Origin of the sequence: Nannocystis sp. RBIL2 (genome assembly GCF_026626745.1) — a bacterium.
In the GTDB taxonomy this organism is placed as follows: Bacteria; Myxococcota_A; Polyangia; order Nannocystales; family Nannocystaceae; genus Nannocystis.
In genome coordinates this window covers 2596955-2621615 of sequence record NZ_JAPNJW010000001.1, presented here as the reverse complement: position 1 = coordinate 2621615, position 24661 = coordinate 2596955, and the positions used below count along the sequence as shown (strand labels likewise).

General features: G+C 71.4%; 24 protein-coding genes. 11 read left to right on the top strand and 13 right to left on the bottom strand.

Annotated elements, in window-relative coordinates; translation table 11 throughout:
* The first annotated feature begins 377 nt into the window (after positions 1–377).
* Positions 378–1316: a hypothetical protein gene (locus tag OV090_RS10185; protein ID WP_267703385.1), complete on the top strand. Its 939-nt coding sequence runs from the start codon at positions 378–380 to the stop codon at positions 1314–1316.
* Positions 1317–1518: 202 nt separating this feature from the next.
* Entirely contained in the window at positions 1519–2079 is a 561-nt protein-coding gene (locus OV090_RS10180) for a hypothetical protein (RefSeq protein ID WP_267703384.1), read from the top strand.
* 29 nt (positions 2080–2108) lie between these two features.
* On the opposite strand, the gene OV090_RS10175 is transcribed toward OV090_RS10180, so the two are convergent.
* Positions 2109–3275: a PAS domain S-box protein gene (locus OV090_RS10175; RefSeq protein ID WP_267703383.1), complete on the bottom strand. Its 1167-nt coding sequence runs from the start codon at positions 3273–3275 to the stop codon at positions 2109–2111.
* A 731-nt stretch (positions 3276–4006) separates the two neighbouring features.
* Here OV090_RS10175 and OV090_RS10170 point away from each other — a divergent pair.
* Positions 4007–4762 (top strand): hypothetical protein, encoded by a 756-nt coding sequence (locus OV090_RS10170; RefSeq protein ID WP_267703382.1) that lies wholly within the window; start codon positions 4007–4009, stop codon positions 4760–4762.
* Positions 4763–4774: 12 nt separating this feature from the next.
* Here the strand turns inward: OV090_RS10170 and OV090_RS10165 are convergent, their stop codons facing one another.
* The 3 genes from OV090_RS10165 to OV090_RS50600 all read right to left on the bottom strand — a co-directional run bounded on the left by OV090_RS10165 (position 4775) and on the right by OV090_RS50600 (position 6845).
* Positions 4775–5212 (bottom strand): hypothetical protein, encoded by a 438-nt coding sequence (locus OV090_RS10165; protein ID WP_267703381.1) that lies wholly within the window; start codon positions 5210–5212, stop codon positions 4775–4777.
* Between the two features lie 203 nt (positions 5213–5415).
* Entirely contained in the window at positions 5416–5613 is a 198-nt protein-coding gene (locus tag OV090_RS10160) for a ferredoxin (protein WP_267703380.1), read from the bottom strand.
* 32 nt (positions 5614–5645) lie between these two features.
* The gene (locus OV090_RS50600; protein WP_346660361.1) at positions 5646–6845 is read right to left on the bottom strand and encodes a cytochrome P450; all 1200 of its coding nucleotides are present in this window, start codon (positions 6843–6845) and stop codon (positions 5646–5648) included.
* A 146-nt stretch (positions 6846–6991) separates the two neighbouring features.
* On the opposite strand from OV090_RS50600, the gene OV090_RS10150 reads away from it, so the two are divergent.
* From OV090_RS10150 to OV090_RS10140, 3 genes are all read left to right on the top strand, one after another.
* Positions 6992–7573, top strand: coding sequence for a TetR/AcrR family transcriptional regulator (locus tag OV090_RS10150; protein ID WP_267703378.1), 582 nt, complete (start codon positions 6992–6994; stop codon positions 7571–7573).
* Between the two features lie 53 nt (positions 7574–7626).
* The gene (locus OV090_RS10145) at positions 7627–8292 is read left to right on the top strand and encodes a DNA-binding protein (RefSeq protein WP_267703377.1); all 666 of its coding nucleotides are present in this window, start codon (positions 7627–7629) and stop codon (positions 8290–8292) included.
* A gap of 172 nt (positions 8293–8464) precedes the next feature.
* The gene (locus tag OV090_RS10140; RefSeq protein WP_267703376.1) at positions 8465–8686 is read left to right on the top strand and encodes a DUF1918 domain-containing protein; all 222 of its coding nucleotides are present in this window, start codon (positions 8465–8467) and stop codon (positions 8684–8686) included.
* On the opposite strand, the gene OV090_RS10135 is transcribed toward OV090_RS10140, so the two are convergent.
* Positions 8661–9128 carry an SRPBCC family protein gene (locus OV090_RS10135; RefSeq protein ID WP_267703375.1) on the bottom strand — a complete coding sequence of 156 codons (468 nt, stop codon included), beginning with the start codon at positions 9126–9128 and terminating at the stop codon, positions 8661–8663. The two genes, OV090_RS10140 and OV090_RS10135, sit on opposite strands and share 26 nt — an antisense overlap.
* Positions 9129–9192: 64 nt before the next feature.
* Here OV090_RS10135 and OV090_RS10130 point away from each other — a divergent pair, with 64 nt between their 5' ends.
* Positions 9193–10674, top strand: coding sequence for an FAD-dependent oxidoreductase (locus tag OV090_RS10130; protein WP_267703374.1), 1482 nt, complete (start codon positions 9193–9195; stop codon positions 10672–10674).
* Positions 10675–10740: 66 nt separating this feature from the next.
* Here the strand turns inward: OV090_RS10130 and OV090_RS10125 are convergent, their stop codons facing one another.
* Both OV090_RS10125 and OV090_RS10120 read right to left on the bottom strand, forming a co-directional pair.
* The gene (locus OV090_RS10125) at positions 10741–12195 is read right to left on the bottom strand and encodes a carotenoid oxygenase family protein (protein WP_267703373.1); all 1455 of its coding nucleotides are present in this window, start codon (positions 12193–12195) and stop codon (positions 10741–10743) included.
* A gap of 136 nt (positions 12196–12331) precedes the next feature.
* Entirely contained in the window at positions 12332–13804 is a 1473-nt protein-coding gene (locus tag OV090_RS10120; RefSeq protein WP_267703372.1) for an NAD(P)/FAD-dependent oxidoreductase, read from the bottom strand.
* Positions 13805–13884: 80 nt separating this feature from the next.
* Between OV090_RS10120 and OV090_RS10115 the strand changes: the two genes are divergently transcribed.
* Both OV090_RS10115 and OV090_RS10110 read left to right on the top strand, forming a co-directional pair.
* Positions 13885–14745 carry an SDR family NAD(P)-dependent oxidoreductase gene (locus tag OV090_RS10115; protein WP_267703371.1) on the top strand — a complete coding sequence of 287 codons (861 nt, stop codon included), beginning with the start codon at positions 13885–13887 and terminating at the stop codon, positions 14743–14745.
* Positions 14742–15389: a TetR/AcrR family transcriptional regulator gene (locus tag OV090_RS10110; RefSeq protein ID WP_267703370.1), complete on the top strand. Its 648-nt coding sequence runs from the start codon at positions 14742–14744 to the stop codon at positions 15387–15389. Before OV090_RS10115 ends, OV090_RS10110 begins: the two co-directional genes overlap by 4 nt.
* A gap of 16 nt (positions 15390–15405) precedes the next feature.
* Here OV090_RS10110 and OV090_RS10105 read toward each other — a convergent pair whose 3' ends face one another.
* Together OV090_RS10105 and OV090_RS10100 are read right to left on the bottom strand one after the other, a co-directional pair.
* Positions 15406–15657 carry a hypothetical protein gene (locus OV090_RS10105; RefSeq protein WP_267703369.1) on the bottom strand — a complete coding sequence of 84 codons (252 nt, stop codon included), beginning with the start codon at positions 15655–15657 and terminating at the stop codon, positions 15406–15408.
* Between the two features lie 81 nt (positions 15658–15738).
* Positions 15739–15951: a hypothetical protein gene (locus OV090_RS10100; RefSeq protein ID WP_267703368.1), complete on the bottom strand. Its 213-nt coding sequence runs from the start codon at positions 15949–15951 to the stop codon at positions 15739–15741.
* Positions 15952–16172: 221 nt separating this feature from the next.
* On the opposite strand from OV090_RS10100, the gene OV090_RS10095 reads away from it, so the two are divergent.
* Positions 16173–17681, top strand: a complete 1509-nt coding sequence (locus OV090_RS10095; protein WP_267703367.1) for a hypothetical protein — start codon at positions 16173–16175, stop codon at positions 17679–17681.
* A 21-nt stretch (positions 17682–17702) separates the two neighbouring features.
* Here the strand turns inward: OV090_RS10095 and OV090_RS10090 are convergent, their stop codons facing one another.
* The 3 genes from OV090_RS10090 to OV090_RS10080 all read right to left on the bottom strand — a co-directional run bounded on the left by OV090_RS10090 (position 17703) and on the right by OV090_RS10080 (position 22652).
* Positions 17703–19610, bottom strand: coding sequence for a thioester reductase domain-containing protein (locus tag OV090_RS10090; protein ID WP_267703366.1), 1908 nt, complete (start codon positions 19608–19610; stop codon positions 17703–17705).
* A gap of 626 nt (positions 19611–20236) precedes the next feature.
* Complete coding sequence (locus OV090_RS10085) at positions 20237–21601, bottom strand: amidase family protein (protein ID WP_267703365.1); 1365 nt, start codon at positions 21599–21601, stop codon at positions 20237–20239.
* A gap of 79 nt (positions 21602–21680) precedes the next feature.
* Positions 21681–22652, bottom strand: a complete 972-nt coding sequence (locus OV090_RS10080; protein ID WP_267703364.1) for a WYL domain-containing protein — start codon at positions 22650–22652, stop codon at positions 21681–21683.
* Positions 22653–22714: 62 nt separating this feature from the next.
* Here OV090_RS10080 and OV090_RS10075 point away from each other — a divergent pair, with 62 nt between their 5' ends.
* Positions 22715–23260 carry a dihydrofolate reductase family protein gene (locus OV090_RS10075; RefSeq protein ID WP_267703363.1) on the top strand — a complete coding sequence of 182 codons (546 nt, stop codon included), beginning with the start codon at positions 22715–22717 and terminating at the stop codon, positions 23258–23260.
* Between the two features lie 91 nt (positions 23261–23351).
* On the opposite strand, the gene OV090_RS10070 is transcribed toward OV090_RS10075, so the two are convergent.
* Positions 23352–24413: an alpha/beta fold hydrolase gene (locus tag OV090_RS10070; protein ID WP_267703362.1), complete on the bottom strand. Its 1062-nt coding sequence runs from the start codon at positions 24411–24413 to the stop codon at positions 23352–23354.
* Positions 24414–24661 lie beyond the last annotated feature (248 nt).

The following is a 24661-nucleotide window of genomic DNA, read 5'->3' as shown; positions in this document are numbered from 1 at the left end:
GCTGCGACCCCGGCACGCCCCATATCGCGGTCGAACGCTGCGTCTCGCTGCGCCGACGCCCGCGCGCGCCGCCAGGCAGCCCTGACGCCGGGGCTCGGGCCCGCCGGCGAGCTCGGATCGTCTGCACGCATTCGCACCGCCCGGGCCGAAACAATGTCCTTTCCGGTGCTCCGGCGCTCCTATGAATGGGGGCAGCTTCGGCGAGGGCTCCGGGCGCGCACTCTCGGTATGTACATAGCACCTGCCGGCGGGCAGGTCCGGGTCTCGGCGCCGCTCGGTCTGGGCGCGCTGCGCACGACGGCGATATACTCGCCCGGGTGCCCCGCCGTACGCCTCCCATCGCGTCGTCTCGTACCTGTCCTCGGGGACATCTGATTGTGCCGCTCCTGCTCGCGCTCGCCTGCGGTCCGCAGGCGCCCCAGACCACCGACGATCCCTCGACCACGGGCGAGCCCGCGAGCGGCACCACGACGACCGGGACGACGACGACGGGCCCTGCCACCACCTCGACGACGTCGACCGCCGGCACGACCGCTGTGCCGACCACCACCGACCCCAGCGACGGCAGCACCAGCGAGGGCGCGCAGTTCATCGTCCCGCCCGACGCTTGCGGCCTCGTCTCCGGCGGCGAGCTCGGGCTGCGCTGCAGCCAGCTGCCTTGCAGCGTGTGGGACCAGGACTGCCCGCGCGGCGAGAAGTGCGTGCCGTACTCCGGCGACGGCGACGACAACTGGGAGAGCGAGCGCTGCGTCCCGATCTTCCCCGAGCCCGGTCAGCCCGGCGAGCCGTGCACCGTCGAGGGCAGCATCGCCAGCGGCGTCGACACCTGCGACCGCGGCGTGGTGTGCTGGCACGTCGACGAGGACACCTTGCAGGGCACCTGCGTCGCCATGTGCGAGGGGCACCCCGACGAGCCGATCTGCGACGATCCGGCGACCGCCTGCGCGATCGCCAACGACGGCGTCCTGAGCCTGTGCCTGCCGGCCTGCGATCCGCTGGCGCCGGTCTGCGCGGCCGACGAGCTCTGCGCCGCCGTCGGCGTCGAGTTCACGTGTGTTCCGGACGCATCGGGGGACGAGGGGCAGCTGTTCGACCCCTGCGAGTTCCTCAATGCCTGCGATCCCGGCCTGTTCTGCGCCGACTCTCTGTCGGCCAGCGAGTGCGATCCGCAGGTCGTCGGCTGCTGCCTCGCGTACTGCGATCTCGACCTGCCGCCGAGCTGCCCCGGCGCGCTGCAGCAGTGCCTCCCGTGGTACGGGCCCGGCGAGGCGCCGCCCGGCAACGAGGACCTCGGCGCCTGCGTCCTGCCGCAGTGATGGCGCACCGCGAGGGTATGCGCCGAGCGGATGGCGCTGGTGGCAGAGTCGCGCGAGCCGCAATGCTCGATCGCGTCGCTTCCTTCTCGGCCCGCGATCGGTCACCCTGGTGCGCGTGACGGCTCCGCCTCGCGCTCTCCTGCTGCTCGTGCTGTGCGCGTGTGCGGGTCCGCGACAGCGCGCGCGAGTCGAACAGGCGGGCGTGTCCGTCACGACGGCGACGGCGCCGTGCGAGGTCGTGGGCGAGGAGGAATTCGAGTCGGTGAGGCAGCGCTGCGGCGGTCTCCTCGTATCGACGGAGGAGCGGACGCCGGCGCCCTCGCTTCGCCTCGAGATCGTGCCGGACCCGCTGGTGGTCCGCTCGGGTGCGCTCGCACGCTTCGCAGTGCGGGTCACGAACGCGGAGCCGCGGCCGGTCCGCCTCGTCTTGAACTGCCCGCTGCGGACGCGCGTGCGCGCTGCCGACGGCACCTCGAACCTGCCGCCCGAGGAGGAGGGCGAGCTGCTCTGTGCGATGACCGGTCTCGCCGTCGATCTGCGGCCCGGCGCCACGCTCCGGTTCGACGCGGAGGTCGAGACGCGGACCTGGGTGCGCATGGATCCCGGGCCGGACGCGAACGGCTGGACTCTGGGGCCGGACCCCGCGTGGGAGCCCGGCCCTGCGTTGCCGCCGGGGTCGTATGCGCTCGAGGTCGACCTGCCGAGCGTCGCCACTCGCGACGGCGCATTCATGACGGTCGGGGGCGCGCTCCGTCTCGAGTGATCGCCCGCGAGCAGGGCCGCCGCGATGATTCAGGCGTGGAGCTGGCGCTTCCCGAGCGCGAAGGCGATGCCCCGCTGGAGCGTGCCGCAGGTGACGAGGCGCTCGAAGTTCGCCTCGATCTGCACCAGGGTCTGCGCGATCTCTGGGCGGATCCCGGTGATGATCACCTCGGTACCCAGCAACCGCGCCGCGTGAGCGGTGCGGAGGATTGCGCCCGCGACCGCCGTGTCGACGACGAGCACGCCGGTGATGTCGAGGATGACGAATCGTGCCCGTGATTCTGAAACGCCGCGGAGGATGGCCTCCGTGATCTGCGTGGCACGCGCCGTATCGACGGTCCCGATGATCGGCATCACGAGTATCTCGTCCGTGACCGGGATCAGCGGCGTCGACAGCTCCTGGATCGCCCGCGCCTGGGCGATGAGCAGCTGTTGCCGCTGCGCTTCCTCGGCCTGGGCCCGCTTGTGCGCAGTGATGTCGGTGTTGAGCTCGAGCACCTCCTCGGCTCGGCCGTCTTTCCCGCGCTTGAGCACCCAGCGGCTGGCGACGACGATCTCCCGGCCGTCGGCGTGGGCGTGGGCGAGCTCGCCGTTCCAGTAGCCGGCCGCCAGCATTTGGCGGTCGATCGTCTCGGGCTCGGCGGGGAAGCGGGTCCGCAACAACTCGTGCGAGGCGCGTCCCATCGCTGCCGCGCTCTCGTGGCCATAGAGCCGCTCGGCGCCGCGATTCCAATACGTGATGGTGCCACCGATGGTGCGGGTGATGATCGCGTCGTGGGTGAGGTCGAGCAGCTCGGCCAGTCTGCGCAATTCGTCGGTCTGGCGGGCCAGCTCCTGCCTCGCCAGCTCGCGCTCGGTCACGTCGGCGCTGAGCCCGGCGACGCCGAGCAGCTCGCCCGAGGTGCTGCGCATCGGCTTGAGTTGAGTCTCTATGATCCTCCCGTTCTCGCGGGAGAGGGAGGTGTGGGCCTCGCCGGCGAGCGCCAGCTTGAGGGGCCCGATGTTTTCGGGCCGGTCGCGGTACATGTCCATGACGTCGATGCCGACGAGCTGCCCGGGTTTCATCCCGATCGCGTGGAGCGCTCCGCCCTCCGAGAGCTTCACGATGCCTCGGGCGTCCGTCGCCCAGGCCATGACATCGAGATTGTCGAACACCATGCGCACGATATCTTCATATTCACTCATGATCGCACCCATACGGCAACGCCGCGGTGATAGAGTCAGTACATGGAGCCCTTCACGTCAGGGTCGCATGGATCGGGCCGGGCTGGAAGCGCAGCGTGTCGAGTGCCGCTCGCAGCGGAGTTCATATCGGCAGACTCGGCCCCTGGACCGACTTTGCTTCGGGGGCTTGCACCCTCTCGGGACGCCTCGCTTTTGCATTTTCAAAGCTCCTGGTTCGATTCAATGTTCCACCAGGATCGCAACGTGGTTCGGCGCGCTGGGCAGAGACAACGACTCGCGCCTGTTTTCGGAGCTTCGGGTCCGATTCAATGTTCCACCCGGCGCCGGGGCGCAATGTCAGATGAACGCCTCGCGCCGGTCTCCGGAGCATTCGGGTCCGATTCAATGTTCCATCGGCAATGGCGGGGCATGGTCAGTTGACACGAGCCAAAGTCGGAGCGCCTCGTTCACATCGGGGCGAACCTGTCGTTGCAGCGAGGGAGCGCCCGCAACAATGTCGCACCCGTCGCGCGAATGCGCGGATGCATGCTGGGTCGACAGCTTCGGGAGTGGCAGGTGAAGGTTCGCGGCCCCAGGTGGGTGTGGTCGTGGGCCTCGCGGGAAGACCCAGTTGACGAGGCCGCGATCACGAAGCCTCCGACCCGCACCGACCGCTCGAGCATCGCCAGCGTCCGACGCCGGCCGCCCGGAAGATGCACCCGGGGTGACCATCCGGCAGCGCGACCGGGTAGCATGGCGGCGCCGTGTCCCGCACCGAAGGCCCGATCGCCGCGCCCGAAGCGTTGCTCACCACCCTCGCCGAATACCGCCAGCTCCACGCGCTGTTCGCCGGCCTCGACCCGCGTCACGACTGGGCGCGGCGCGTGGCAGGGCCGCCCGAGCTCGACCTCGACGCGGTCGCCCGGGTCGAGCGCGACCTCGAGGCCGAGCTGACCGACGCCCTGCTGGCCGTGTTCGCGTGCCAGGTGCCGCACCTCGAGGACCACTACGACATGACCCTGTCCCAGGTCGCCGCGCACGCCGAGGCCGCGTGGTCGCGCGGCTGTCCCCGCGACCAGGTGGCTGTGGCGCGCACGCAGGGCGTGTTCTACTGCGTCCCGCGGCGGCTGCGGCCGTGGGCGTCGACGGCGATCGCCGCGTGGGCCGACGGCACGCTCCTGCTGCCGCGCAGCCTCGAGAAGTGGATCGCCGACGAGCCGATGGATGGCCTTTGGGACATGTTGTGCGAGCTCGACCTGGTCGACCCGGACGCTCACGAGCCCGTGCCGGCGCACGCGCGGCCCGACGCCGCCCCGGCGCTGGTGCCCCGGCTGGTGCGGCCGGTCGCGGCGGCGGTCGCGGCGGCGCGGCGGGCCCTGCACCCGAAGTTCGGCGCCGGCCGGGTGCTGCAGGAGATCGGTGACGGCGAGGCGCGCAAGCTGGTGATCGACTTCGGCGCGCCGCACGGGGTGCGCACGCTGCTGGCCCGCTTCGTCAGCGAGCTGCCGCCGGGCCCGTGAGCGGCAGCCGGCTCATTGCTGGCCCTCGACCATGTGGCAGTTGCTGCACGAGAAGCCGTCGGGGGCGGTCTTCGGGTCGTAGACCGGCACCCCGAGCAGCTCGGCCATGTCCGGCCAGACCTCTTCGCTCATGAACTGAGCCCACCGCGCGTGCTCCGGATCTTCGAGGTATTCGAAGAAAGCCTCCTCGGTGGCGGGGATCCGGGGGATCTGCGGGCTCGGCATCGCATACGTGCCGTCGCTCGCGCCGTCGCCGTGGCAGGTGGCGCAGCTCATGGCCTCGAACCCGGCGTCGAAGCGGACGAAGGCCTCCTTCATCTGCGGCAGGACGACCTCGCTCATGAACGCGTGGCGCTGCGCGAAATCCATGTCCTCGTAGGCGATGGGCCCGTCCGGCTCGCTCTCGCAGGCGGCGACGAACAGACACGCGGCGATCGAGATGTGCTTCATGACCATGACAGCACGTCGAACGAGGGCCGGCGGGATCGACACGGTCCGAAATTTTCTCGGCGAAATTTTTAAATGGGGCGCTGCGGGCCGGCGCGCGCCCCGTTCAGGGCCGGGGTTCGTTGTCGCGCCGGTCCGCCCAGGTCAAGACGCACGCGCCCGGTCGCGCGCCCGAACTTCAGTTCGCGCGCGGGGCGGCCCGGGGGTCACGCACCCTCGTCCAGCGCGATCGCGGCGCCGGGGCACACGCAGGCCGCCTCGCGCACGGCGGCGTGCAGCTCGGTCGGGGGGGCAGCGTCGAGCAGGATCACGATGCCGTCGTCCCGCTGATCGAACACCCTGGGCGCGATCATCACGCACTGGCCGGCGCCGCAGCACTTGCTCTCGTCGATGAGTACTCGCATGTTCGTAGCTCCTCTCTGTCGATTCGCGGCGGTCACCAGGTGACCGGGAACTCGCGGATGCCGTAGACGGTGGTCTCGTCCTTGAAGGGCAGCTCGTCCACCGGGACTGCGGGCCGCAGCCCGGGGATCCGCCGGAACAGGGTGTCGATGACGATCTGCAGCTCGAGGCGGGCGAGGTTCTGACCGAGGCACTGGTGCGGGCCGAAGCCGAACGCGAGGTGGTTGCGCGAGCCGCGTTCGAGGTCGAGCTCGTCGGCGTTGCCGAACACTGCAGGGTCGCGGTTGGCAGTGTTGGCCAGCAGGAGCACGCCCTCGCCGGCGGCGATGCGCACGCCGCCGAGCTCCACGTCCTCCTTGGCGACGCGGCCGAGCGCATGCTCCGCGATCGTGAAGTAGCGCAGCAGCTCCTCGACCGCCGCCAACGTCTTCGACGGATCGCGCTGGAGGGCGGCCAGCTTGTCCGGCTGCTGCAGCAGCACCAGGGTGCTGAGCGAGATCATGTTCGCCGTGGTCTCGTGCCCGGCGAGCAGCAGGAGGAACGCCATCGACACCAGGTCTTCGTAATTGACGCCGCCGCTCTCGCGCTGCTTGGCGATCTGGCGGCCCAGCAGGTCGTCGGTGGGGTTTTGGGCCTTGTCCGCGACCAACCGGCCCAAATACATCATGAGCTCGCCGACCGCCCGCGCGATCTCCTCGGCCGGGGTCTTCTGATTCACGAGCGCCGAGGAGCGCGTCTGGAAGAACTCGTGATCGGCGTAGGGCACCCCGAGCAATTCGCAGATCACAAGCGATGGCACCGGCAGCGAGAACGCCTGCACCAGATCGACGGGCTTCGGACCGGCCAGCATGGCGTCGATGTGCTGGTCGACGATCTGCTGGATGCGCGACCCGAGCGCTTGAGTCCGCTGGACCGTGAATTCGCCGAGCACGGCGCGCCGCGCCTGCCCGTGCTCGGGCGGGTCCATCTCGAGCAGCAGCGGCTTGAGGTCGCTCGCGGGCGGGGGCTCGTGGGACAGCGAGGGGAAGCCGGGATCACGCCGGTTCGAGCTGAACCGCGGGTCGGACAGGATGGCCCGGATGTGCTCGTGCCGGGTCACGGCCCAAGCGATCCTGCCATTGGGCAGCTGCACCTTGGCGATGGGCTGCTCCTCGCGCAGCCGGCGATGCTCGGCGGGCGGCGCGTAAGGGCAGGTTCGTTTGATGGGGAGCGGCGAAAGGAGCTCGGCTGACATTGATCACACCTCGATCGGGCACGTACGCGGGCGGCGCCGTCCGCGACGGGGCCCAAACTAGCCGATCGGCTAGTGCCCTGCAAGCCGATCGGCCAGTGCGGGCCTTGTCGCGCGCGCGCCGATGGCCGAGCATCCGGGGAGGGCCGATGACCGCCAGCAGCGCCGCCAACGACACCCGATCGCGCCTGCTCGGCACCGCGCTGAAGCTGTTCAGCGAGCACGGCGTGGAGGGCACGTCGCTGCAGATGATCGCCGACGCGCTCGGCGTGACGAAGGCGGCGGTGTACTACTACTTCAAGACCAAGGACGAGATCGCCGAGGCCGTCGCCGCGCCCACGTTGCACGCGCTCGAGCAGGTCATCGAGGCGGCGCGGACCCGGCCGAGCCGCGGCGCGCAGGTCGATCACGTGCTGCGCGGCTTCGTCGAGCTCATCATCGGTCAGCGCCTGCTGCTCGGCGTGTACAACAGCGACCCAGGGATGCAGCGGGTCGTGAATCGGACGTTCCAGGAGCCGCGCGGCGAGGATCTGCGGACTCGAATGCGAGCAGTCCTCGCCGGCGACAATCCCGAACTCGATGACGCGATCACGTTCCACGTGGTGTTCACGGGGCTGGCGATGGCGGGCGGCGCCCCCGAATACGCGAGCCTCGACGACGACACCCTGCGCCATCACCTCCTCGCCGTCGGTCGGCGCCTGCTCGGTCGTCCGCGCGCGAGAGATCGGTAGAGCGCAGGGGGCGCGCTCGCGGGCCCGGCCGCGGCGTTGTATGAATCATCGCCATGCCGCACGCACGCTCGCTCCGCTCCCTGTTCGTTGGCCTGTGCCTGATCACCAGCCTCACCGCGTGCCGCGAACCGGAGGCGACCGACGCGTCGATCGCCGCCGCCCGCCAGCAGGAGGACGGCGCCCAGGTGACCGTGCGGGGCCACGTCTCGGTGGCGCCCGGCACCTTCGAGTCCGCGACGTTCGAGCGCGGCTTCGCCATCGCCGACGAGGGCGCGGGCATCTACGTGAAGATGGACGAGGCCGCGTCGGTGGCGCTCGGCGACGAGGTCGAGGTGACCGGGGAGCTGGGACAGATGGCGAAGCTGCGGGTCGTGACCGCCGAGCCGGCGGCCGTCGTGTCCCTCGGCAACAACGCGGCGGTCACCCCGGCCCCGATCGCCACCGGCGAGGTCGACGAGGACGTCGAGGGCCGCCTGGTGCGAGTCACCGGCGCGGTGACGCAGACGTTCGTCGACGACGCTCCCTACGGCTACAAGGTGTGGGTGGACGACGGGTCGGGGGAGATCCAGCTGTTCTTCCACGTGTCGGCCGGGTTCGACGCGGCGGCCCTGATGGCGCTCACCGCCGGCCAGTCGCTCGCGGTGACGGGCCTCGCGTTTCAATATGAAGATACCTACGAGGTCGCCCCGCGCTCGCCGGCCGACCTGGTGATCCAGTAGCGGCACGACGGGCTCGGCGTGCGACAGTGGGTCGCGCGGCACCCGAAATGTCGCGCCAAGATCGAGCGGAGCGGGCAATCCTGCGAGGATTGCTCGTTTCGTGGGCAGCCGCGGTCCGTGGATTTACCCCGTTGCGCCGGACTGTCCCCCGACGCAAAGCTGCTGAGCCCGCTTGACACGCCCGGACGAAAAACGCACGAAGGGCTTCGTCATGAGAGCACAGGTCGGAGATCGAATCCACGTGAATGCTCTGAATGCGGAAATGATCGGCGAGATCGTCGAAGTCCTCGGCCTCGAGGAGGCGCCCGCGTACCGGGTGAAATTCTCGAACGGGCACGAGGTGGTGATGACGCCGACCGCGGACACGCTCATCGAGCCGAGGCAGGGCGAGTAGCTTCGAGCAGGGCGACGAGGCTGCGTCGGCCCTGCTCCATCACCCGGTGGTGGCTGCGGGCCATCGCTCGCTTCACCGGCGGCAGGCGGCTCAGGGCGCGCAGGACGGGGCGGCCCAGGTCGACCTCCCACAGCATGACGACGCGGGTGCCCCCGTCGTGGGCCGCGAGCGTCCAGGTGCCGCGACCGATGAGGTCGCCGTCGGCCAGGAACTCGAGCCGCCAGGGTGGCTCGCGCACCACGACGCGCTGAAGGAATTCGAGGGTGAGGCCGAAGTCGCCGCGCACCCGACAATGGACGACGTCGCCGATGTCGTCGAGCTGTCGAGCTCGCTCGAAGCCCGGCCACCAGCGCGGGTACTGCGGTGAATCGGCGAGCACCGGCCAGAGCCTCGCGGGCGGCGCGAGGAAGGTCCAGTCGCTCCGGAGGTGAAACGCCGGCATGATCGGAGGCTAGCAGACGCGGTCGGTTTGACGGGTGCGGGGGGCGGTGCGAGGCTTGGCGCCGGTGTCTTCGACGCTCGAGTTCGATGTGGTGATCCTCGGCGGCGGCATCGCGGGCTTGACCTGCGCGGTCGGCCTGCTCGACGCCGGCCTGCGCCTCGCGGTGGTCGAGCGCGACGAGCTGCTCGGCGGCCGCGCGCGCAGCTGGACCGACCCGACCACCGGCGATCCGGTGCACGTCGGGCCGCACATCGTCACCGACTGCTACCCGAATTTCTTCCGCCTGCTGGAGCGGCTGGGCACGGCGGACCGGGTGGTGTGGGAGCCCGAGTCGCTGCTCTACACCATGTTCGACGGGGCCCGGGCGATCGAGCTGCGCCGCTCGTCGCTGCCGCCGCCGGTGCAGATGCTGGCGACCCTGCGCGCCGACCCTGCGCTCGGCCTGCTCGACCTGGCCTCGAACGGCGCGCCGGCCCGGGTGGCCCTCGGGCTCGACGAGCAGGAGGTGCTCCGGCTCGACGGCCTCGACGGCGGCGCCGCGCTGGACGCCCTCGGGGTGCGACCGGCCATGCAGCGCCGCTACTGGCAGTTCTCGGCGATGTCGATCCTGAACACGACGCTCGAGCGCGTCTCGGCCGGCTCGCTGCTCCGCACCTTTCATCACGCGATCACCCGCGACGCGGTGCGGGTCGGCTTCCCCGGCGTCGGCCTGGGCGACCTGTTCGCGCCCGGGGCCCGGGCGGCGCTCGAGGCGGCGGGCCACCCGGTGTGGACGGGCACGACCGCGGCGGAGATCCTCGGCACCGAGGCGCGGGCGACCGGGGTCCGCCTCGCCGACGGACGGATCCTCCGCGCGCGTCACGTGGTCAGCACGTTGCCGCCGGGCGACCTGGCGCCGCTGCTGCCCGAATCGTGGCAGGCGCGGGCGGGGCTCGACTCATTGCGGTGGTTCTCGCCGGTGCCGTACATCAGCGTGTACTTGTGGTTCGACCGGCGAATCACCGCCCGGCAGTTCTGGGCCCGCTCCTATCACCCGGACGATCTGAACTGCGACTTTTATGATTACGCCAACATCTATCCCGACTGGGGCGCGCGGCCGTCGCTCGTCGGCAGCAACATCATCGACGCCGCGCGCGTGGCCCACTGGAGCGACGCGGCGATCGTCGAGCGGACCCGCGAGGAATTGATGGAGAACCTGCCCGCGGCCAGGGCGGCGACGCTGCGCCACGCGACGGTGCACCGCATCCCGCTGGCGGTGCAGGCCCCGTTGCCCGGCTTCGAGGCCCGCAGGCCGCCTGCGCGCTCTCCCGTGGAGGGGCTGCTGCTGGCGGGCGACTGGACGCGCACCGGCCTGCCGTCGTCGATGGAGAGCGCCGCGGCGTCGGGCTGGCGCGCGGCCGAGCTGGTGGGGGCCGACGCGGGTCACCCACAGAGGCTGGTGCAGCCGCTGCCGTCGCGCGGCCGCCTGGCGCGGGTGTTGATGGCCGCGTCACGCGTCGCCCCGTGGCCGCCGCGGCTGCGCCGGGCGACGGCGCAGGGGCGCTGATCCATTCATGGGAGGCAGGCGGGCCTCGCAGTTTCGTTCGCGGCGACGGATGACCTGTCCCAAGGGTCATGCATGGCTCCACGTCGCGTGCGTGCCGCTGGCGATCCGCTCGGGCAGGCGGACGCGGGCGATCGGGCCGGCGGCGACGTCGTGGGCGGCGAAGATCTGGCACTCCGAGAGGTCGTGGACGGTGTCGCTGACGAAGGTGACGATCCAGGCGTCGCCCTCGCCGGCGCCGCCGGGGCGGGGGACGACCGCGACCTCGCTGGCGTAGACGCCGGGGTCGAAGCCGAAGTGGCGCTCGCGGCCGGTGCCGAGGTCGGTGTGCAGGATGCCGTCGAACAAGAACCACCCCGGCTTGCCGGTCATCGACCACACGTGGCGGTGACGCACGCCGGCGGCGCGCGGGTCGATGGTCGGGAACTCGGTCAGGGTCGGCGAGAGGTCCTCTTCGCGGCAGGCGCCGGTGGCGAGGTTCATCCGCCAGCGGCGCAGCGACGGCCGCAGGCTGGCGAGGTCGACCTGGCGCATGAGCCAGGCGTATTCGCCGTGCAGCTCGGGCTGCGGGCGCGGCATCGGGTCGCGCTGGGCGTAGCCGTCGAGCACGAGCTCGTCGCCGTCCTCGAAGGCGTTGGTGAAGTGGAGGACGTAGGTGGCGGCGGCCTCGAACCACCGCACCTCGTCGGTCCGGCCGCGCCGCGGCAGCACCGCGAAGCGCGAGGGCAGCGACGGGTCGTAGCGCGGGCGGTGGATCCCGCGGGGCAGGAGCGCGGGGTCCCAGAAGATCGGGAAGTCGTTGAACACGACGAAGCGCTCCGACAGGGCCATGTCGTGCGGCAGGCGCGGGCCGGGCAGCGGGATCGCCACGTCGTGGACGCGCTCGCCGCGGGCATCGACGACGCCGTAATGCAAGTAGGGCGCGGCCTTGCCGTAGCGGAAGTAGTGCAGCTCGCCGGTGCGCGCGCAGACCTTCGGGTGGGCCGAGATGCCGGTGTCCTGCGGGACCCACGATTCGGGGCCGAGCGGCTCCATGGTCTCGGCGTCGAAGGCGTAGGCGTCACCGCACTGGTAATGCGTCGAGAGGACGCGGCCGCGGTGGACGATCACATCGGTGCTCGAGGCGTCCTTCATGCCGCCGCGCGCGCCCCAGCCGGGGTGCCGCGACAGGCGCGGGTCCTCGGCGATGCCGGCGTACTGCGGGCCGCCGGCGGCGAGCTCCTGGGCGAGGGCGCGGGTCGGGACGACGCGGTTGCGGTAGCGAGCGCGGCCGCCGGCGAAGCGGATGGCGTGCAGCATGCCGTCGCCGTCGAACGGGTGGTAGCGCTCGAACGCGGGGACCAGCGGGTTCTCGGTGTTGCGCACGTAGAGGCCGGCGAGGTCGTCCGGGATGGCGCCGGCGACGACGTCGAGGTCGTCGGCGTCCCACTCGTTCAACTGGGGCCGCCAGGCGCCGGTGCGATAAGGATGCGCGTCGGCCTCCGGGAGGAGTGAGGTCCAGGTGCGGTGGATCGTGGCTTTCATGCGGCGTCCGGGGACATGATGCGCCGCGAGCGGCGAGTCCGGGAAGCCCCCTCGTCGCCCATGAGCTCGCCGCGCCGCGCGGCCGTGTCCGCGCCCCCCGGAGGCCTCCTCCGCGGACCGCGTCGGCGCTCGCGGCTCAGGCGCTCGCGCGCGGCGGGCTCGAGAAGCGCATCGCCCTGTCGGTGACGGGCCCGAGGCGCAGGGCGACGAGGTCGGACGGGTAGTTCATCCGCAGGCGCCACGGCGCCCGCGAGCCCTGCTTCGGCAGCGTCGCCAGCGAGCGGAGCACGTAGCCGGCGCCGAAGTCGAGCAGCGGCCGCTCGCTCATGCTCGAGTCGTCGTTGATCGGCACGCACTGGCGGTGGCCGCGGGCGTCCATGTGTTTGATCAAGCGGCAGACGTACTCGCCGGTCAGGTCGGCCTTGAGGGTCCAGGAGGCGTTGGTGTAGCCGATCGCGAAGGCGAAGTTGGGCACGCCCTCGAGCATCAGGCCCTTGTAGGTCTTGCGGGCGGAGATCGGGACCTCCTCGTCGTCGACGAACATGCGGATCCCGCCGAACAGCAGCAGGTTGAGGCCGGTGGCGGTGACGATGACGTCGGCCGGGAGGTCGGTCCCCGACTTGAGGCGCAGGCCCGTCTCGGTGAAGGTCTCGATCTCGTCGGTGACCACCGAGGCCTTGCCGCGGCGGATGGCTTTGAAAAAGTCGCCGTCGGGCGCGAGGCAGAGCCGCTGGTCCCACGGGTCGTAGCGCGGGGTGAAGTGAGTGTCGATGTCGTAACCGGCGGGGAGCTGGCGCTCGAGCGCCCGCCGCAGGAGGCGCTTGATGACCTGCGGGCGCCGGCGCGAGGTCTGATAGATGCCGAGCTGGAACAGGATGTTCTTCCACCGCACCGCGGCGGCGGCGGCGGCCTCGGGCAGCCAGCGCCGCAGGGTGTGGGCGACGGGGTCCTTCGTCGGCAGGCTGGAGATCCACGTCGGCGAGCGCTGCAGCATCGTCACGTGGCCGGCGGTCTCGGCCATGGCCGGGATCAACGTGACCGCGGTCGCGCCGCTGCCGATGACGACGACCTGCTTGCCGGCGTAGTCGAGGTCGGCCGGCCAGTGCTGCGGGTGGACGATGCGGCCGCCGAAGCGCTCGGCGCCGGCGAATTTCGGGGTGTAGCCCTCGTCGTAGCGGTAGTAGCCGGTGCAGCCGAGCAGGAAGTCGCAGGTGAGCTGCAGCGCCTCGCCGGTGTCGCCGCGGACGACGTCGACGGTCCAGCGCGCGTCGGCGGAGGAGTAACGCGCAGCGACGACGCGGTGATGGAAGCGGATCTTGCGATCGATGCCGTAGGCGGTCGCGGTGTCCCGCAGGTAGCGCAAGATCGAGGGGCCGTCGGCGATCGCCCGCGCCTCGTTCCACGGGCGGAAGCTGTAGCCGAGAGTGTGCATGTCGGAGTCGCTGCGCACGCCGGGGTAACGGAACAGATCCCAGGTGCCGCCGAGGTCGGCCCGCCCCTCGAGCAGGGCGAAGCGCTTGCCAGGACACCCGTGCTGCAAGTGGAAGGCGGCGCCGATGCCGGACAGGCCAGCGCCGATGATGAGCACGTCGAGGTGTTCGGGCGTCATGTGCGAGGGATTGTTCAACACCATGTCGAGTGTGTCAACACAGTGTTGACTGGCAGCGCAGATCGGGTCAAATTGCGGCCATGAGCACGTTTCACGGGAAAGTGGCGGCGGTGACGGGGGCGGGGTCGGGGATCGGGCGCGCGCTGGCGCTGGGGCTGGCGCGGCGCGGGGCCCGGCTGGCGCTGTCGGACGTCGACGAGGTCGGCCTGGCAGAGACCGCCCGGGTGGCGCGCACTCTCGGGGCCGAGGTCGACGCGGCGAAGCTCGACGTCGCCGACCGCGAGGCGGTGAAGGCGTACGCGACCGCGGTGGCGGGCCGCTTCGGGGTCGTGCACCAGCTGTACAACAACGCCGGGATCGCGTTCTCGCGGTCGGTGCTCGACTCGAGCTACGAGGATTACGAGCGGGTGTTCGCGGTCAACCTGTGGGGCGTCATCCACGGCACGAAGGAATTCTTGCCGCACCTGATCGCGTCGGGCGACGGGCACGTGGTCAACATCTCGAGCCTCAACGGCTTCATGGCGCAGGGCCAGATGAGCCACTACTGCACCACGAAGTTCGCGGTGCGCGGGTTCACGGAGTCGCTGCGGATCGAGATGCTGGCGGCGAAGTCGCCGGTGCGCGTCACGGTCGTGCATCCTGGCGGCGTGAAGACCAACATCGCCAGCGCCGCGCTCGCGCGGGCCCGGGCGGCCGGGCTCGCGGTGACCGGCGAGGATGAGGTCCGCGAGCGCGTGTACAACGAGAAGTTGCTGAAGCTCAGCCCCGACCTGGCGGCCGAGACGATCCTCGAAGGGGTGGCGCGCGACCAGCCGCGCGTGCTGGTCGGCAACGACGCGCGGGTGGTCGACGTGCTGGTGCGCGCGTTCCCGGTGGCGTATCAGCGCGCCGCAGTGGCGCTCGGTCGCCGGCTGACCGCGGCGGTGCGAGGCCGGCCATGACCGAGGGCAAGGACCGGCCCACGCGCGCCCGCCGGGCCCGTCGCCCGAGCGGCGACGACCGCGAGCAGGCGATCCTGGCCAGCTTCGAGGCGCTGCTCGAGCGGCGCGCGCTGCCGGAGATCTCGATCGACGACATCGCCCGCGGCGCAGGCATCTCGCGGCCGACGTTCTATTTCTACTTCCCGTCGAAGGACGCGGTGCTGCTGTCGCTGCTCGACAAGATGGTCGAGCAGGCGCGAGCCGAACGCGACGCGGCGCTGGCGAGCGCGGCCGGCGATCCGGCCCGCGCGTGGCGAGCGGCGATCGAGACGTACTACCGGATCTTCCGCGCCCACCGGGCGGTCAGCGTGGCGGCCGCGGACGCGCGGGTGACGAACCCGGAGGTCCGCGCGCTGTGGTCGCAGGTGATGACGGGGCTGGTGGAGGAGACCGCGGCGGCCATCGAGGGCGAGCGAGCGCGCGGGGCGGCCCGCAGCGGCGTGCCGGCGCGCGACCTGGCGGTGGCGCTGAACTGGATGAACGAGCGAGTGCTGCACGCCGGCTTCGCCGGCCACGCGCCGACGATCGACGAGTCGCAGGTGGTGGACGTGCTGCTGGCGATCTGGCTGGCGGCGATCTACGGCGGCGGGGTGCCGACGAGTTAGGGGATCGCCGCGCGGCTCACATCATGGCGAAGTCGAGCAGCATGCCCTTGAGGGCCTCGTATTCGCCCATCTGCGACAGGTCGTGCTCGGTCAGGTTGAACACGCCGACGGGCGCGCCGTCGCGGTCGAGGATGACGACGTCGCGGTAGGTGACCTCCCACTGGGCCCAGGCGTCGACGTCGGCGGTGTCCTGCAACAGCGGGATGATCCGACCGGCGACGATCTGCGGCAGGCCGGACTCGTAGCCGACGCCGTTGACGCCGAGCAAAGCGATGCGCAGGTCGGGGTACTCGCCGTCGAGCTCGGTCTGCAGGTCGTTCAGGTAGCCGAACTGGCTACGGCAGTAACCTCAAGTCGCGTGGGCGAAGTACCAGCCGGACACCGACCCGGCGTAGTCGCTCGGGCCGCGCGGCTGCTCGTGCGTCGCCGAGTTCGGGTTGACGTCGACGAGCCGCCAGTCGGGCGCGAGGCCGTCGGGGCCGGCAGTGGCGGTGTTCGGGTCGTCGCCGGCGCAGCCCGTGAGCGCGAGGGCGAGGAGAGAGCGCGAGGTTCTCGGGTTCACGGCCCGAGGCTACCACTGTTCGTGGGCGCGGGGGGGGATGTACGGCCCGGGGCGCGCTCGGCGATGATGTGGCCTTTGGGACATGTCGTGAGGGACTCGTCGTGCTTTGCGATCGAGGCGATGGCCGCAGGCGTCCGCGCCTGCGGGCTCGCGCCGTTCGCTGCTGGCCGGGGCCGTCAAAGTGGAATTTCGCGGCGATTCCTGCGAGCGTGGTCGCTGACATGCCGAGGCGAGGCGCCAGCAAGCCGACAGGTGCGAGCGAGCTGCCGCTCGTCGAGCAGGCCATCGCGTGGGTCGCGCAGCATGGTTGGCCGTGGGACGCCCGCCAGCGCTTCGCCGGTGCAGGGCCGGCGCCCGTACCTGCGGCAGCGCTGGCGACGTTGAGCCTGCCGGGGGGTCGGCCGCTGCCGCCGTCGTTTCGCCGCTGGCTCGAGTGCGACGGGCGCTACGTGGGCGTGCTCGGGCGCGGTCGCAAGGCCCAGCTCGTCGCGCGGCCCTTCCGCGAATTCGTAAGCGAGTGGAAGCCGCGCCGCAGCAAGGCCTGGAACACTCTGGCCACGCTGCTGCCCGGAGACGTGGTGCCGCTGCTCGAGGAGGACGGCACGCTCGTGGCGCTCTACCTCGGCGTCGCCGATGAAAAGGGCGAGTTCCCGATCCTCGAGGTCTCTGCCGACTTCATGACGACGGTCTCGCTGTCGCACCCGAGCTTCGACGTCTGGATCGCCGAGCGCGTCGGCGCACGCGAGCGCAAGCTCGGCGCGTACGCGATGTTCGACGACCCGGTCCACGGCTCCGCGCTGCGGGCCCAGGCGTCGCGCAACCTCGGCGGCTGGAAGTGGCTGTCGTCGGAGCTCGACGGCGAGCGCGTCAGCGTGGAGGACGGGCGCGCGGCGATCGAGGCGCTGCCGGTCGATTCGCCGGCGCGTCGGCTGCTCGAACAGGCAGGGGCAGTGGCCGACCGCATCGAGGCGTCGCAGAGGCGGCCGAAGGAGGTCCTGACGGCCGAGGAGCGGGCGCGGTACGAATCGTGGCGCGGGGATTCCCACCCCGCGATCGCGCAGGAGATCGCCAGCCTGGACAAGTGCGAGCAGCTCGGCCTCGACGTGGTGTGGCAGATCCGCAGCTTCCTCGCCATGGCCGCGCGCGAGCGGGGCCAGCCGTCTGGTAGTTCGCCGAGCGTTTCTCCTGTGTCTCCTGTCGAGCGCGAGCAGGTCGCTGCGCCCCGGTTGTTCGCCGACTCCAACCTCCAGCTCGCGGTGCTCTCCGGCCTGCTCGCTGCCCGCCTGATCCCGCAGCTGGACGAGGAGCGCCTGCCAGTCGCCCGCGAGGAGGACGAGGCCGACTGGGATGACCCCGACGCCGAGCGCAGCATCTACGCGGTCAACCATGACGTCGTGGACGCGCTCCTCGCCGTCGAGCTGCCCGCGGCCGTGCTGGCGCGCGTCGAGGCGCTGACCTGGCCCGACGAGCACCTCTCGCGGTGGATCTTCCCGCAGTGGAGCGGCGAGGAGGACGATTTTAAAATTGGCGACCTGTCCGGCCTCGAGCAGTGCCCGGCGCTGCGCAGCCTCGACCTGAGCTGCAGTCGCAGCGTCGATCTGTCGCCGCTCCGCCGATTGCCGGATCTCGTCAAAGTCACGATCCTCTGGCGCGAGGGCGGGGCGCGGCACCGGCAGACTGCCGCGATTCTCCGCTCGCTGCGGGCGCGCGGGGTCGAGGTCGAGGCCTGATCGCCGACGGCGTCTTTGCGCTCAGCGGGCCGCGGCGGCGGCGCGGACCGAGGGCAGGCGATCGGCGGCGAGCCAGCGGCGGAGGTACTTCGCCATCAGCAGGCGATCGATCACCGGGAACTCGAGGTCGCTGCCGGCCAGCGCTGCCAGGGCATTGGACGTATCGTAGGTCGGCGTGTCCTCGTGGAGCTCCCAGCGGGTGAACTCACCCTTGTACACCCGCTCGGACAGCATCGGCAGCAGGGGGCACACGGGATTGTCGCGGGTGTGACAGTCGCGGAGCGTGTGCTCGAGCCATTGACGGTAGGGCAGGCGCGACAGGCGGTAGCCGAAGCTGGCGATCATCGAGAAAAAATCGTTCATGTCGATCGACAGCCCCGGGTCGGGCGGCACCAGGTGGTGGGCGCGATTCTGCTGATCGGCCTGGCTGGCGATATGCAAGATCGCCTGGCTGACGTAGTCCACCGGCACGAGCTCCATGCGCTGGCGCGGCAGGTCGGGGAATGCCCCGATCTGGATCGCCCCGCGGACCAGGCGGCCGATGAAGTCCTCGGGGTTGCCGGCCCCGGACCGGCTATGGCCCGCGAGGAAGCCGGGGCGGTACACCGTCACCGGCAGCCCGGCGCGCGCGGCCTCCCACACCATGGCCTCTGCGACCCACTTGCTCGCCGCGTAACCGAGGTCGAACGACAGGTACTGCAAATAGTCGTCGAGGTCGTCGCTCTCGTGGACCCGCGGGGCGCCGCCGAAGAACCCGCTCGGGCCGAACACGCGGATCGACGACACGTGATGGACCGGCTTCGGCACGCCGGTGGCCGCGAGGCGGAGCACGTCGGCGGTGCCGCCGACGTTGGTCGCCCGGTGGCTCAGGTATGGCTCGACGAAGTTGAGGTGATCGCCGGCGTGGAACACCGCGTCGATCGTGTAGGCCAGCGCTTCGAAGCTGGGGGCGTCGAGCCCGAAGCGCGGCCGCCCGAGGTCGCCGGGGACGACGTGGATCCGCCGCGCGAAGGATTCTTGCCACAGGCCGTAGCGGCTGAGCGCCTGGCGCAGGCGGAGCAGGCCGACCTGGCGGTTGGTCGTGCGCACCAGACAATGCACGCGGGCGGTGGTCGAGATGAGCAGCTCGCGCAGCAGGAAGGACCCGAGGAAGCCGGTCGCGCCGGTGAGGAACACTTCGCCGGAGCGCCACGCGTCGGCGGGCGGGCGCTCGCGCGCTGCAGTGCCGTCGATCAGGGTCAGGAGGTCCGCCGGCAGGCACGAGTCGGTCAGCCAGTGCTCCGGCCCCGTGCCGCTCAGGGCCTCTTCGCCGAGCTGCGCCCGCTGGACCACCATCGCGCAGGCGCGCAGCGTGCGGGCCTCGTAGAGCGCGTGGACGGGGAACTGCACGCGATAGGCGTCGGCGATTCGCAGCACCAGGTGGGCGGCCCGCGAGGAGTCACCGCCGAGGTCGAAGAAATCGTCGTCCGGCAGCACCACCGCGACCCCGAGGGTCTCGGCCCACAGCGCCGCCAGCTGGGCCGTGAGCGGGTCGTAGGTGGCGGCGATGAGCGGCGCCGAGCTGAACACGCCCGACTGCGGCTGGCCGTCGACGAGGGCGTCGCGGTCGACCTCGCCGCCCGGGCCCTGCGGCAAGGCGTCGAGGAGGACGAAGCGCGAGGGGATCGGGCAGCCGGGCAGCTTGTCGCGCAGCCGCTCGAGCAACGCGTCCGGGCGGAAATCGGCGGGGGCGCACGGCACCAGGTGGGCGACGAGGATCTTGTCGCCGTGGGCGCCCTCGTGGACGGTCACCGCCGCGTCGGAGAGCAAGCCGCTGGCCAGCAGCACCGCCTCGATCGCCGCCAGAGCGCCGTGGATGTCGTCGTCCTCGGCGCGGTCGGAGGGCGAACACCAGGCAGCATCGATGAGAGAATCGCTCGACCGCGTCATCCCGTCCTCCTGCTCCCCCGGAGCGCCAGGCCCGGATGGGCCGTGAGAGTTTGTGCAATGAACGTCCAGGCGCCGCGCGAGGCGGCGGTGGCGGCGCTGGCTTCAGCGCTGACTATGATTATACACAGCGGCACCCTTAAAGGTAGAGACAATTTTCGTCGCGAGCACAAAGGCATGGCCTGCCACCGCCGCCCCGGGTGTAGGTGCGCAGCTCGCGGGGCATGAATCGGGCGGAACAAACATAACGTCGTCCTTTTCGACATTGGCCACACCCGCGCACCAATCCTGTCACAGGCCGCGACCGAGACCTCGTACGCGGGAGGCGAGGCCGATGGACCCCATTTCTGAAGTCCAAGGGCGATCCATCATACCGGTGATTCTCGTCGAGGCGGGGCGGCCGCTGCGCATTGCGGCCTCGCCTCGCAGAACATGATTCGCCGGCGCTGCTCTCGCAGTCATCGTGACGTACCGAGGGCTACAGCGGAGGGCGCGCCGCGAATCGAGCGGGCGCTCGCGGCGCCGAACGTGAATCAGGCGCGCCCCGCGAACTCGGGGTTCGTCGGGGCGAACGTCGCCGTCATGTTTTTTTATCTTTTAATGAGATGTCCCGCGGGACATATGCACAATCAGCGCGGCACCGCGGCGAGGCCCGCTTGCTCGAGCAGGCCCGCGAAGGCGATCGTCGTCAGGTCGGCGAACAAGTCGCCGATCACCTGCGCGCCGGTCGGCAGGCCCTCGCGCGTGAGGCCCAGCGGGACCGCGGTGGCCGGCAAGCCGGGGAAGGTGGCGACGCCCGGCCACGCCATCTGCGGGCCGTACGGCGCCTCGGCCCCGTCGATGACGAGCCGGCGCGTCGCCCAGTCCGGCCGGTCGTCGTGGGGGAACGCGGCGACGCCGAACGGCGGGGTGAGCACGACGTCGACGGCGGTGAACAGCGCCCGCCAGCGCCGGACCAGCCGCACCTGGGCGTCCTTGAGCGCCATCCAGGCGTGCGCGTCGATCGGCGCGGCGTTCGGGGCCCCGCGCGACAGGATGGTCAGGAGCATGTCGCGGAAGTGGCCGTGCGCCTGGCCGAGGTCGGGCAGCGCGTCGTGGTGGCGCAGCACCGTGGCGCCGGCGCGGGCGAGCGCCTCGGCGAGCGCGCCGATCGGCTCGCGCACGCCGGCGTCGGTGCCCGCGGCCGGGTGCGTGTCGAGCACGAGCACCCGGTGCTCCGCGAGGGTGCGACGGCGCGGCGGCGGCAAGGCCAGGCGGTACGCCGAATCGTGGTCCGGCCCGGCGATCGCAGCGAGCGCGAGGGCGAGGTCGGCGGCGCTGCGCGCCAGCGGTCCGACCACCGCGAGCTCGGGCTCGGCCCCGTCGGTGCCCGGGAACGCGTGCCCGGCCATCGATACGAGGCCGTAGGTCGGCTTGTGGCCGAACACGCCGCACAGGTGCGCGGGCACGCGGATCGATCCGCCGATGTCGGACCCGAGCTCGAGCGGCACCATGCCGGCGGCCAGCGCCGCCGCGGCGCCGCCCGACGAGCCGCCCGGCGTGCGCGAGGGATCGCGGGGGTGGAGGGTGCGCCCGTAGACCGGATTGACTGCCTGCCAGTCGCCGAGGCCGACCGGCACATTGGTCTTGCCGAGGATGATCGCGCCGGCCGCCTTGAGCCGCGCCACCGCGACCGAGTCGGCCTCGATCGGCCGCTGCGCGAAGTCGGCGAAGCCCCATGTGGTCGGCAGCCCGGCGACGTCGTTGGACTCCTTGACCGTCATCGGCACGCCGGCGAGCGGCAGGCCCTGCTTCGCCGCGCCCGCGGCGTCGAACGCCCGCGCCGTCGCGCGCGCCCGATCGAAGTCGCGGACCACCACCGCGTGGATCGATCCGTCCCGCGCCTCGATGCGGGCGATCGCCGCCTCGCAGGCCGCGAGCGCCGTGATCGTGCCGTCGGCGACGGCCCGCGCAGTCTGTCCCGCGGTCGCCTGATCGATGTCGAAATTCTTCATGCGTGCTGACCTCCCGAAGGGCGGCGAGGGTATCAAGCCGCCCGCGCGCTCGCACGTCGGCGCAGCGAAGCGCGCCGCGTCAGGCGCAGGGCAGCGCGTTGCGGCGGGCCATCTCGAGGCCGACGAGGTGCATGCGCTGGCGCAGCTCCGGCGGCTCCAGCACCTCGACGCCGCCGCCTAAGCCGGTGAGCTGGTCGGCGGCGACCTCCTCGCTCTCGAGCAGCAGGTCGAGCGCGCGCCAGCCCTCGGCGTCGGGCGGGCCGGCCTCGGCGAGCATGCGGCGGACTGCGTCGTGCGGGACCACCCGCGGGAGCGACTTCTGGGCGTAGGGCGACAGGCGGACGCGGCAGCGATAGACGAGCAGCGACTGGTCGAACGCGGCCGACGACGCGGCCCACCACGCCGCGAGGTCGAAGTCGTCGGGCCGCGCGAAGGTCTCGGCGAGCGGCTCGGCGTGGTCGATGCGGCCGACGCGGTAGGTGCGGACATCGCCGCGCGAGCGCGCGATCAGGTACCAGGTGCCGGCCTTGAGCACGAGCCCGAGCGGGTCGACGCGGCGGCTGTGCGGGCGGCCGCCGTGGCGCAGCTCGAGCTTGCGGCCCTCCCACACCGCGGTGGCGACTGCGGGCAGCGCGGCGAGCGGCTCGGGCCTGGCGAACCACGCCGGCGCGTCGAGCAGGAAGCGCTGGCGGATCCGCCCGGCGCGGTCGCGCAGCTCCGCGGGCAGGGTGGCGTCGACCTTGGCGCGCGCCGACAGGGCGACCGCGCCGAGGCCGAGGTCGGCGACCGCCTGCGGGGCGCCCGACAGGAACAGCGCGCTCGCCTCCTCGGCCGTGAGGCCGTCGAGCCGCGTGCGCCAGCCCTCGACCAGGCGGATGCCGCCGTGCGGGCCCGGCTCGGTCCACAGCGGGAAGCCGGCGGCCACCAGCGCGGCGACGTCGCGGTAGAGGGTGCGTACCGAGACCTCGAGCGCCTCGGCGAGCTCCGCCGCGGTGGCCCGCTGGCGCCGCTGGAGCACGAGGAGCAACGCGAGGAGCCGGCTCGACCGCATGCGCGCATCATGCCGGAAAATTGCTGACAGGTCCTGTCAGGGTCTGCTGTCAGCCTCGACGCATGATCCGAACCCAATACTTCGTGGCGGCCAGCCTCGACGGCTTCATCGCCGACGCGGCCGGCGACCTGCAATGGCTGTTTCAGTTCAACGACGTGGAGGGCGTCGAGGCCCACTACAAGGCCTTCCTCGCCGGGGTCGGCGCGCTGGCGATGGGCGCGGCGACCTACGAGTTCATCCTCGGCGAGAAGCTCGCGGCGTGGCCGTACATCGGGATCCCGACCTGGGTGTTCACCCACCGCGAGCTGCCCGGCTTCGCCGGCGCCGACATCCGCTTCACCGCCGACGACGTCGGCGCTGTCCACGAGCAGATGGTCGGCGCCGCCGGGGGCAAGCACATCTGGCTGGTCGGCGGCGGCAACCTGGTGGCGCAGTTCGCCCGCCGCGACTTGCTCGACGAGATCTGGCTCGGCGTGATCCCGGTGGTGCTCGGCGCCGGCGCGCCGCTGCTGCCCGCGGCGCTGCCCGGGACGCTCGAGCTCACCGCGGTGACCCGCTTCCCGCGCGGGATGGTCGAGCTGCGCTACGCGGTGCCGAAGTCGCGCTGAAGACGCCTATGTACATAGGCCCGCCGCCCGGCGCGCGCGCTGCGATCGAAGTTCACGCGCGTGATTCGCCGGGCGGCTCGCCGCGCGCGGCCTAGTCGCCGAGCGTCGCTCTGAGCCAGGCGTCGATCTGGGCCCAGCCGGCCTCGCGGTTGAGGTGGAGGTTGAGGTCGTGGCCGATGTCGGGCAGGACCTCGACGGTGACGTCGGGCGAGCTGCTGTAGAAGGCGGCCTCCGCGGCGGCGACGTCGGCGGAGGCGAGGATGTCGTACTGGCCGAGCTGCGACAGCACGGGGACCTCGACCTGGTCGACGAGCGAGAGGCCGTTGATGCCCTCCGGGTCGCCGATGGCGAGGGCCGTCATCATGTCGAGGACGTCGAGCATCAGCCCGCGCGGCAGGCCCGACACCATGTTGGCATTGTCGTAGTCGATCACGTCCGGGTCGGAGGTCGGCGGGTAGTAGAACAGCAGCTCGCGGACCGGCGGCGGGATGACCACGTAGGGCTGCTGCAGTGGCTCGGCGAAGGCCGCGGGATCGATGGGGATGATGCGCGGGGCGTGGGCCCAGCCGGTCGCCACCAGCGCGTCGGCGACGGGGCCGTAGCTGCCGAGAGTGTAGACCGAGGTGATGGTGCCCATCGAGTGACCGACGAGGGCGATCTTGTCGAACACCGGGTCCCAACAGGGGCCGACGGAGCGCACTTGCGCGAGGACCTGGTCCAGAGCGCTGGCGCTCTCCGCGAGGTCGGCGAGATCGCCGGGCGGAGCGCTCGACGCGCCGGCTCCGAGCATGTCGAGAGCGAGGACCGCGTAGCAACGCTCGGTCATGTAGTCGGCGTATGAGTAACGCTCGCCGTTGATCTGTGGGCCGTCCCAGTACTCGTGGTCGTATGTCCCCCCGTGCAGGAGCACCTGCAGTGTCCTGGGCTCGAGCAGCCCGCACGCGCCACCGAGCTTCATGGACAAATGCCCGGCGACCGTGTAGTCCTGGTCATCGGACAGCGTGACCACGAAGTCGACACGCTTCTCGATCGTGATGCTGGGTGACAGCAATCCGGCTTCGGCAGAGGTGCTCCCCAGGAGACCCGTCGCCGCCGCCGCCACTGTCGCTACCGCTGCAATCTTGCGCGTCCACGTCCGCTTGCGATCTGTCATCACTCCGTCCCTCCGATCATTCGTCACGGCCGCGCGGGTCGGCGCCGACGCAGACGAGCGCCTGGTGCCGGAAACTCGCGCGTTCCGGCCGCAATACCGCCGGATCACCGTACCAAGCCGGCGGCGCCGCCGCCAAGACAATTCGTCGGTCTCTCGCCGCGACATTCACGCGTGCTGGGGTGAATGTGGGCACAGGGGGCAAGAGGGGTCCGCCCCGCGCCCCTGTGCCGGCATGTCGGATGCCTCGA

What these genes read in the sequence shown, in the direction of transcription:
- OV090_RS10175 (WP_267703383.1), bottom strand. Translation starts at nt 3,275, where the DNA reads ATGGGTGCGATCATGAGTGAATATGAAGATATCGTGCGCATGGTGTTC.
- OV090_RS10165 (WP_267703381.1), bottom strand. Translation starts at nt 5,212, where the DNA reads ATGAAGCACATCTCGATCGCCGCGTGTCTGTTCGTCGCCGCCTGCGAG.
- OV090_RS10160 (WP_267703380.1), bottom strand. Translation starts at nt 5,613, where the DNA reads ATGCGAGTACTCATCGACGAGAGCAAGTGCTGCGGCGCCGGCCAGTGC.
- OV090_RS50600 (WP_346660361.1), bottom strand. Translation starts at nt 6,845, where the DNA reads ATGTCAGCCGAGCTCCTTTCGCCGCTCCCCATCAAACGAACCTGCCCT.
- OV090_RS10150 (WP_267703378.1), top strand. Translation starts at nt 6,992, where the DNA reads ATGACCGCCAGCAGCGCCGCCAACGACACCCGATCGCGCCTGCTCGGC.
- OV090_RS10145 (WP_267703377.1), top strand. Translation starts at nt 7,627, where the DNA reads ATGCCGCACGCACGCTCGCTCCGCTCCCTGTTCGTTGGCCTGTGCCTG.
- OV090_RS10135 (WP_267703375.1), bottom strand. Translation starts at nt 9,128, where the DNA reads ATGCCGGCGTTTCACCTCCGGAGCGACTGGACCTTCCTCGCGCCGCCC.
- OV090_RS10125 (WP_267703373.1), bottom strand. Translation starts at nt 12,195, where the DNA reads ATGAAAGCCACGATCCACCGCACCTGGACCTCACTCCTCCCGGAGGCC.
- OV090_RS10120 (WP_267703372.1), bottom strand. Translation starts at nt 13,804, where the DNA reads ATGACGCCCGAACACCTCGACGTGCTCATCATCGGCGCTGGCCTGTCC.
- OV090_RS10115 (WP_267703371.1), top strand. Translation starts at nt 13,885, where the DNA reads ATGAGCACGTTTCACGGGAAAGTGGCGGCGGTGACGGGGGCGGGGTCG.
- OV090_RS10110 (WP_267703370.1), top strand. Translation starts at nt 14,742, where the DNA reads ATGACCGAGGGCAAGGACCGGCCCACGCGCGCCCGCCGGGCCCGTCGC.
- OV090_RS10095 (WP_267703367.1), top strand. Translation starts at nt 16,173, where the DNA reads ATGCCGAGGCGAGGCGCCAGCAAGCCGACAGGTGCGAGCGAGCTGCCG.
- OV090_RS10090 (WP_267703366.1), bottom strand. Translation starts at nt 19,610, where the DNA reads ATGACGCGGTCGAGCGATTCTCTCATCGATGCTGCCTGGTGTTCGCCC.
- OV090_RS10085 (WP_267703365.1), bottom strand. Translation starts at nt 21,601, where the DNA reads ATGAAGAATTTCGACATCGATCAGGCGACCGCGGGACAGACTGCGCGG.
- OV090_RS10080 (WP_267703364.1), bottom strand. Translation starts at nt 22,652, where the DNA reads ATGCGGTCGAGCCGGCTCCTCGCGTTGCTCCTCGTGCTCCAGCGGCGC.
- OV090_RS10075 (WP_267703363.1), top strand. Translation starts at nt 22,715, where the DNA reads ATGATCCGAACCCAATACTTCGTGGCGGCCAGCCTCGACGGCTTCATC.
- OV090_RS10070 (WP_267703362.1), bottom strand. Translation starts at nt 24,413, where the DNA reads ATGACAGATCGCAAGCGGACGTGGACGCGCAAGATTGCAGCGGTAGCG.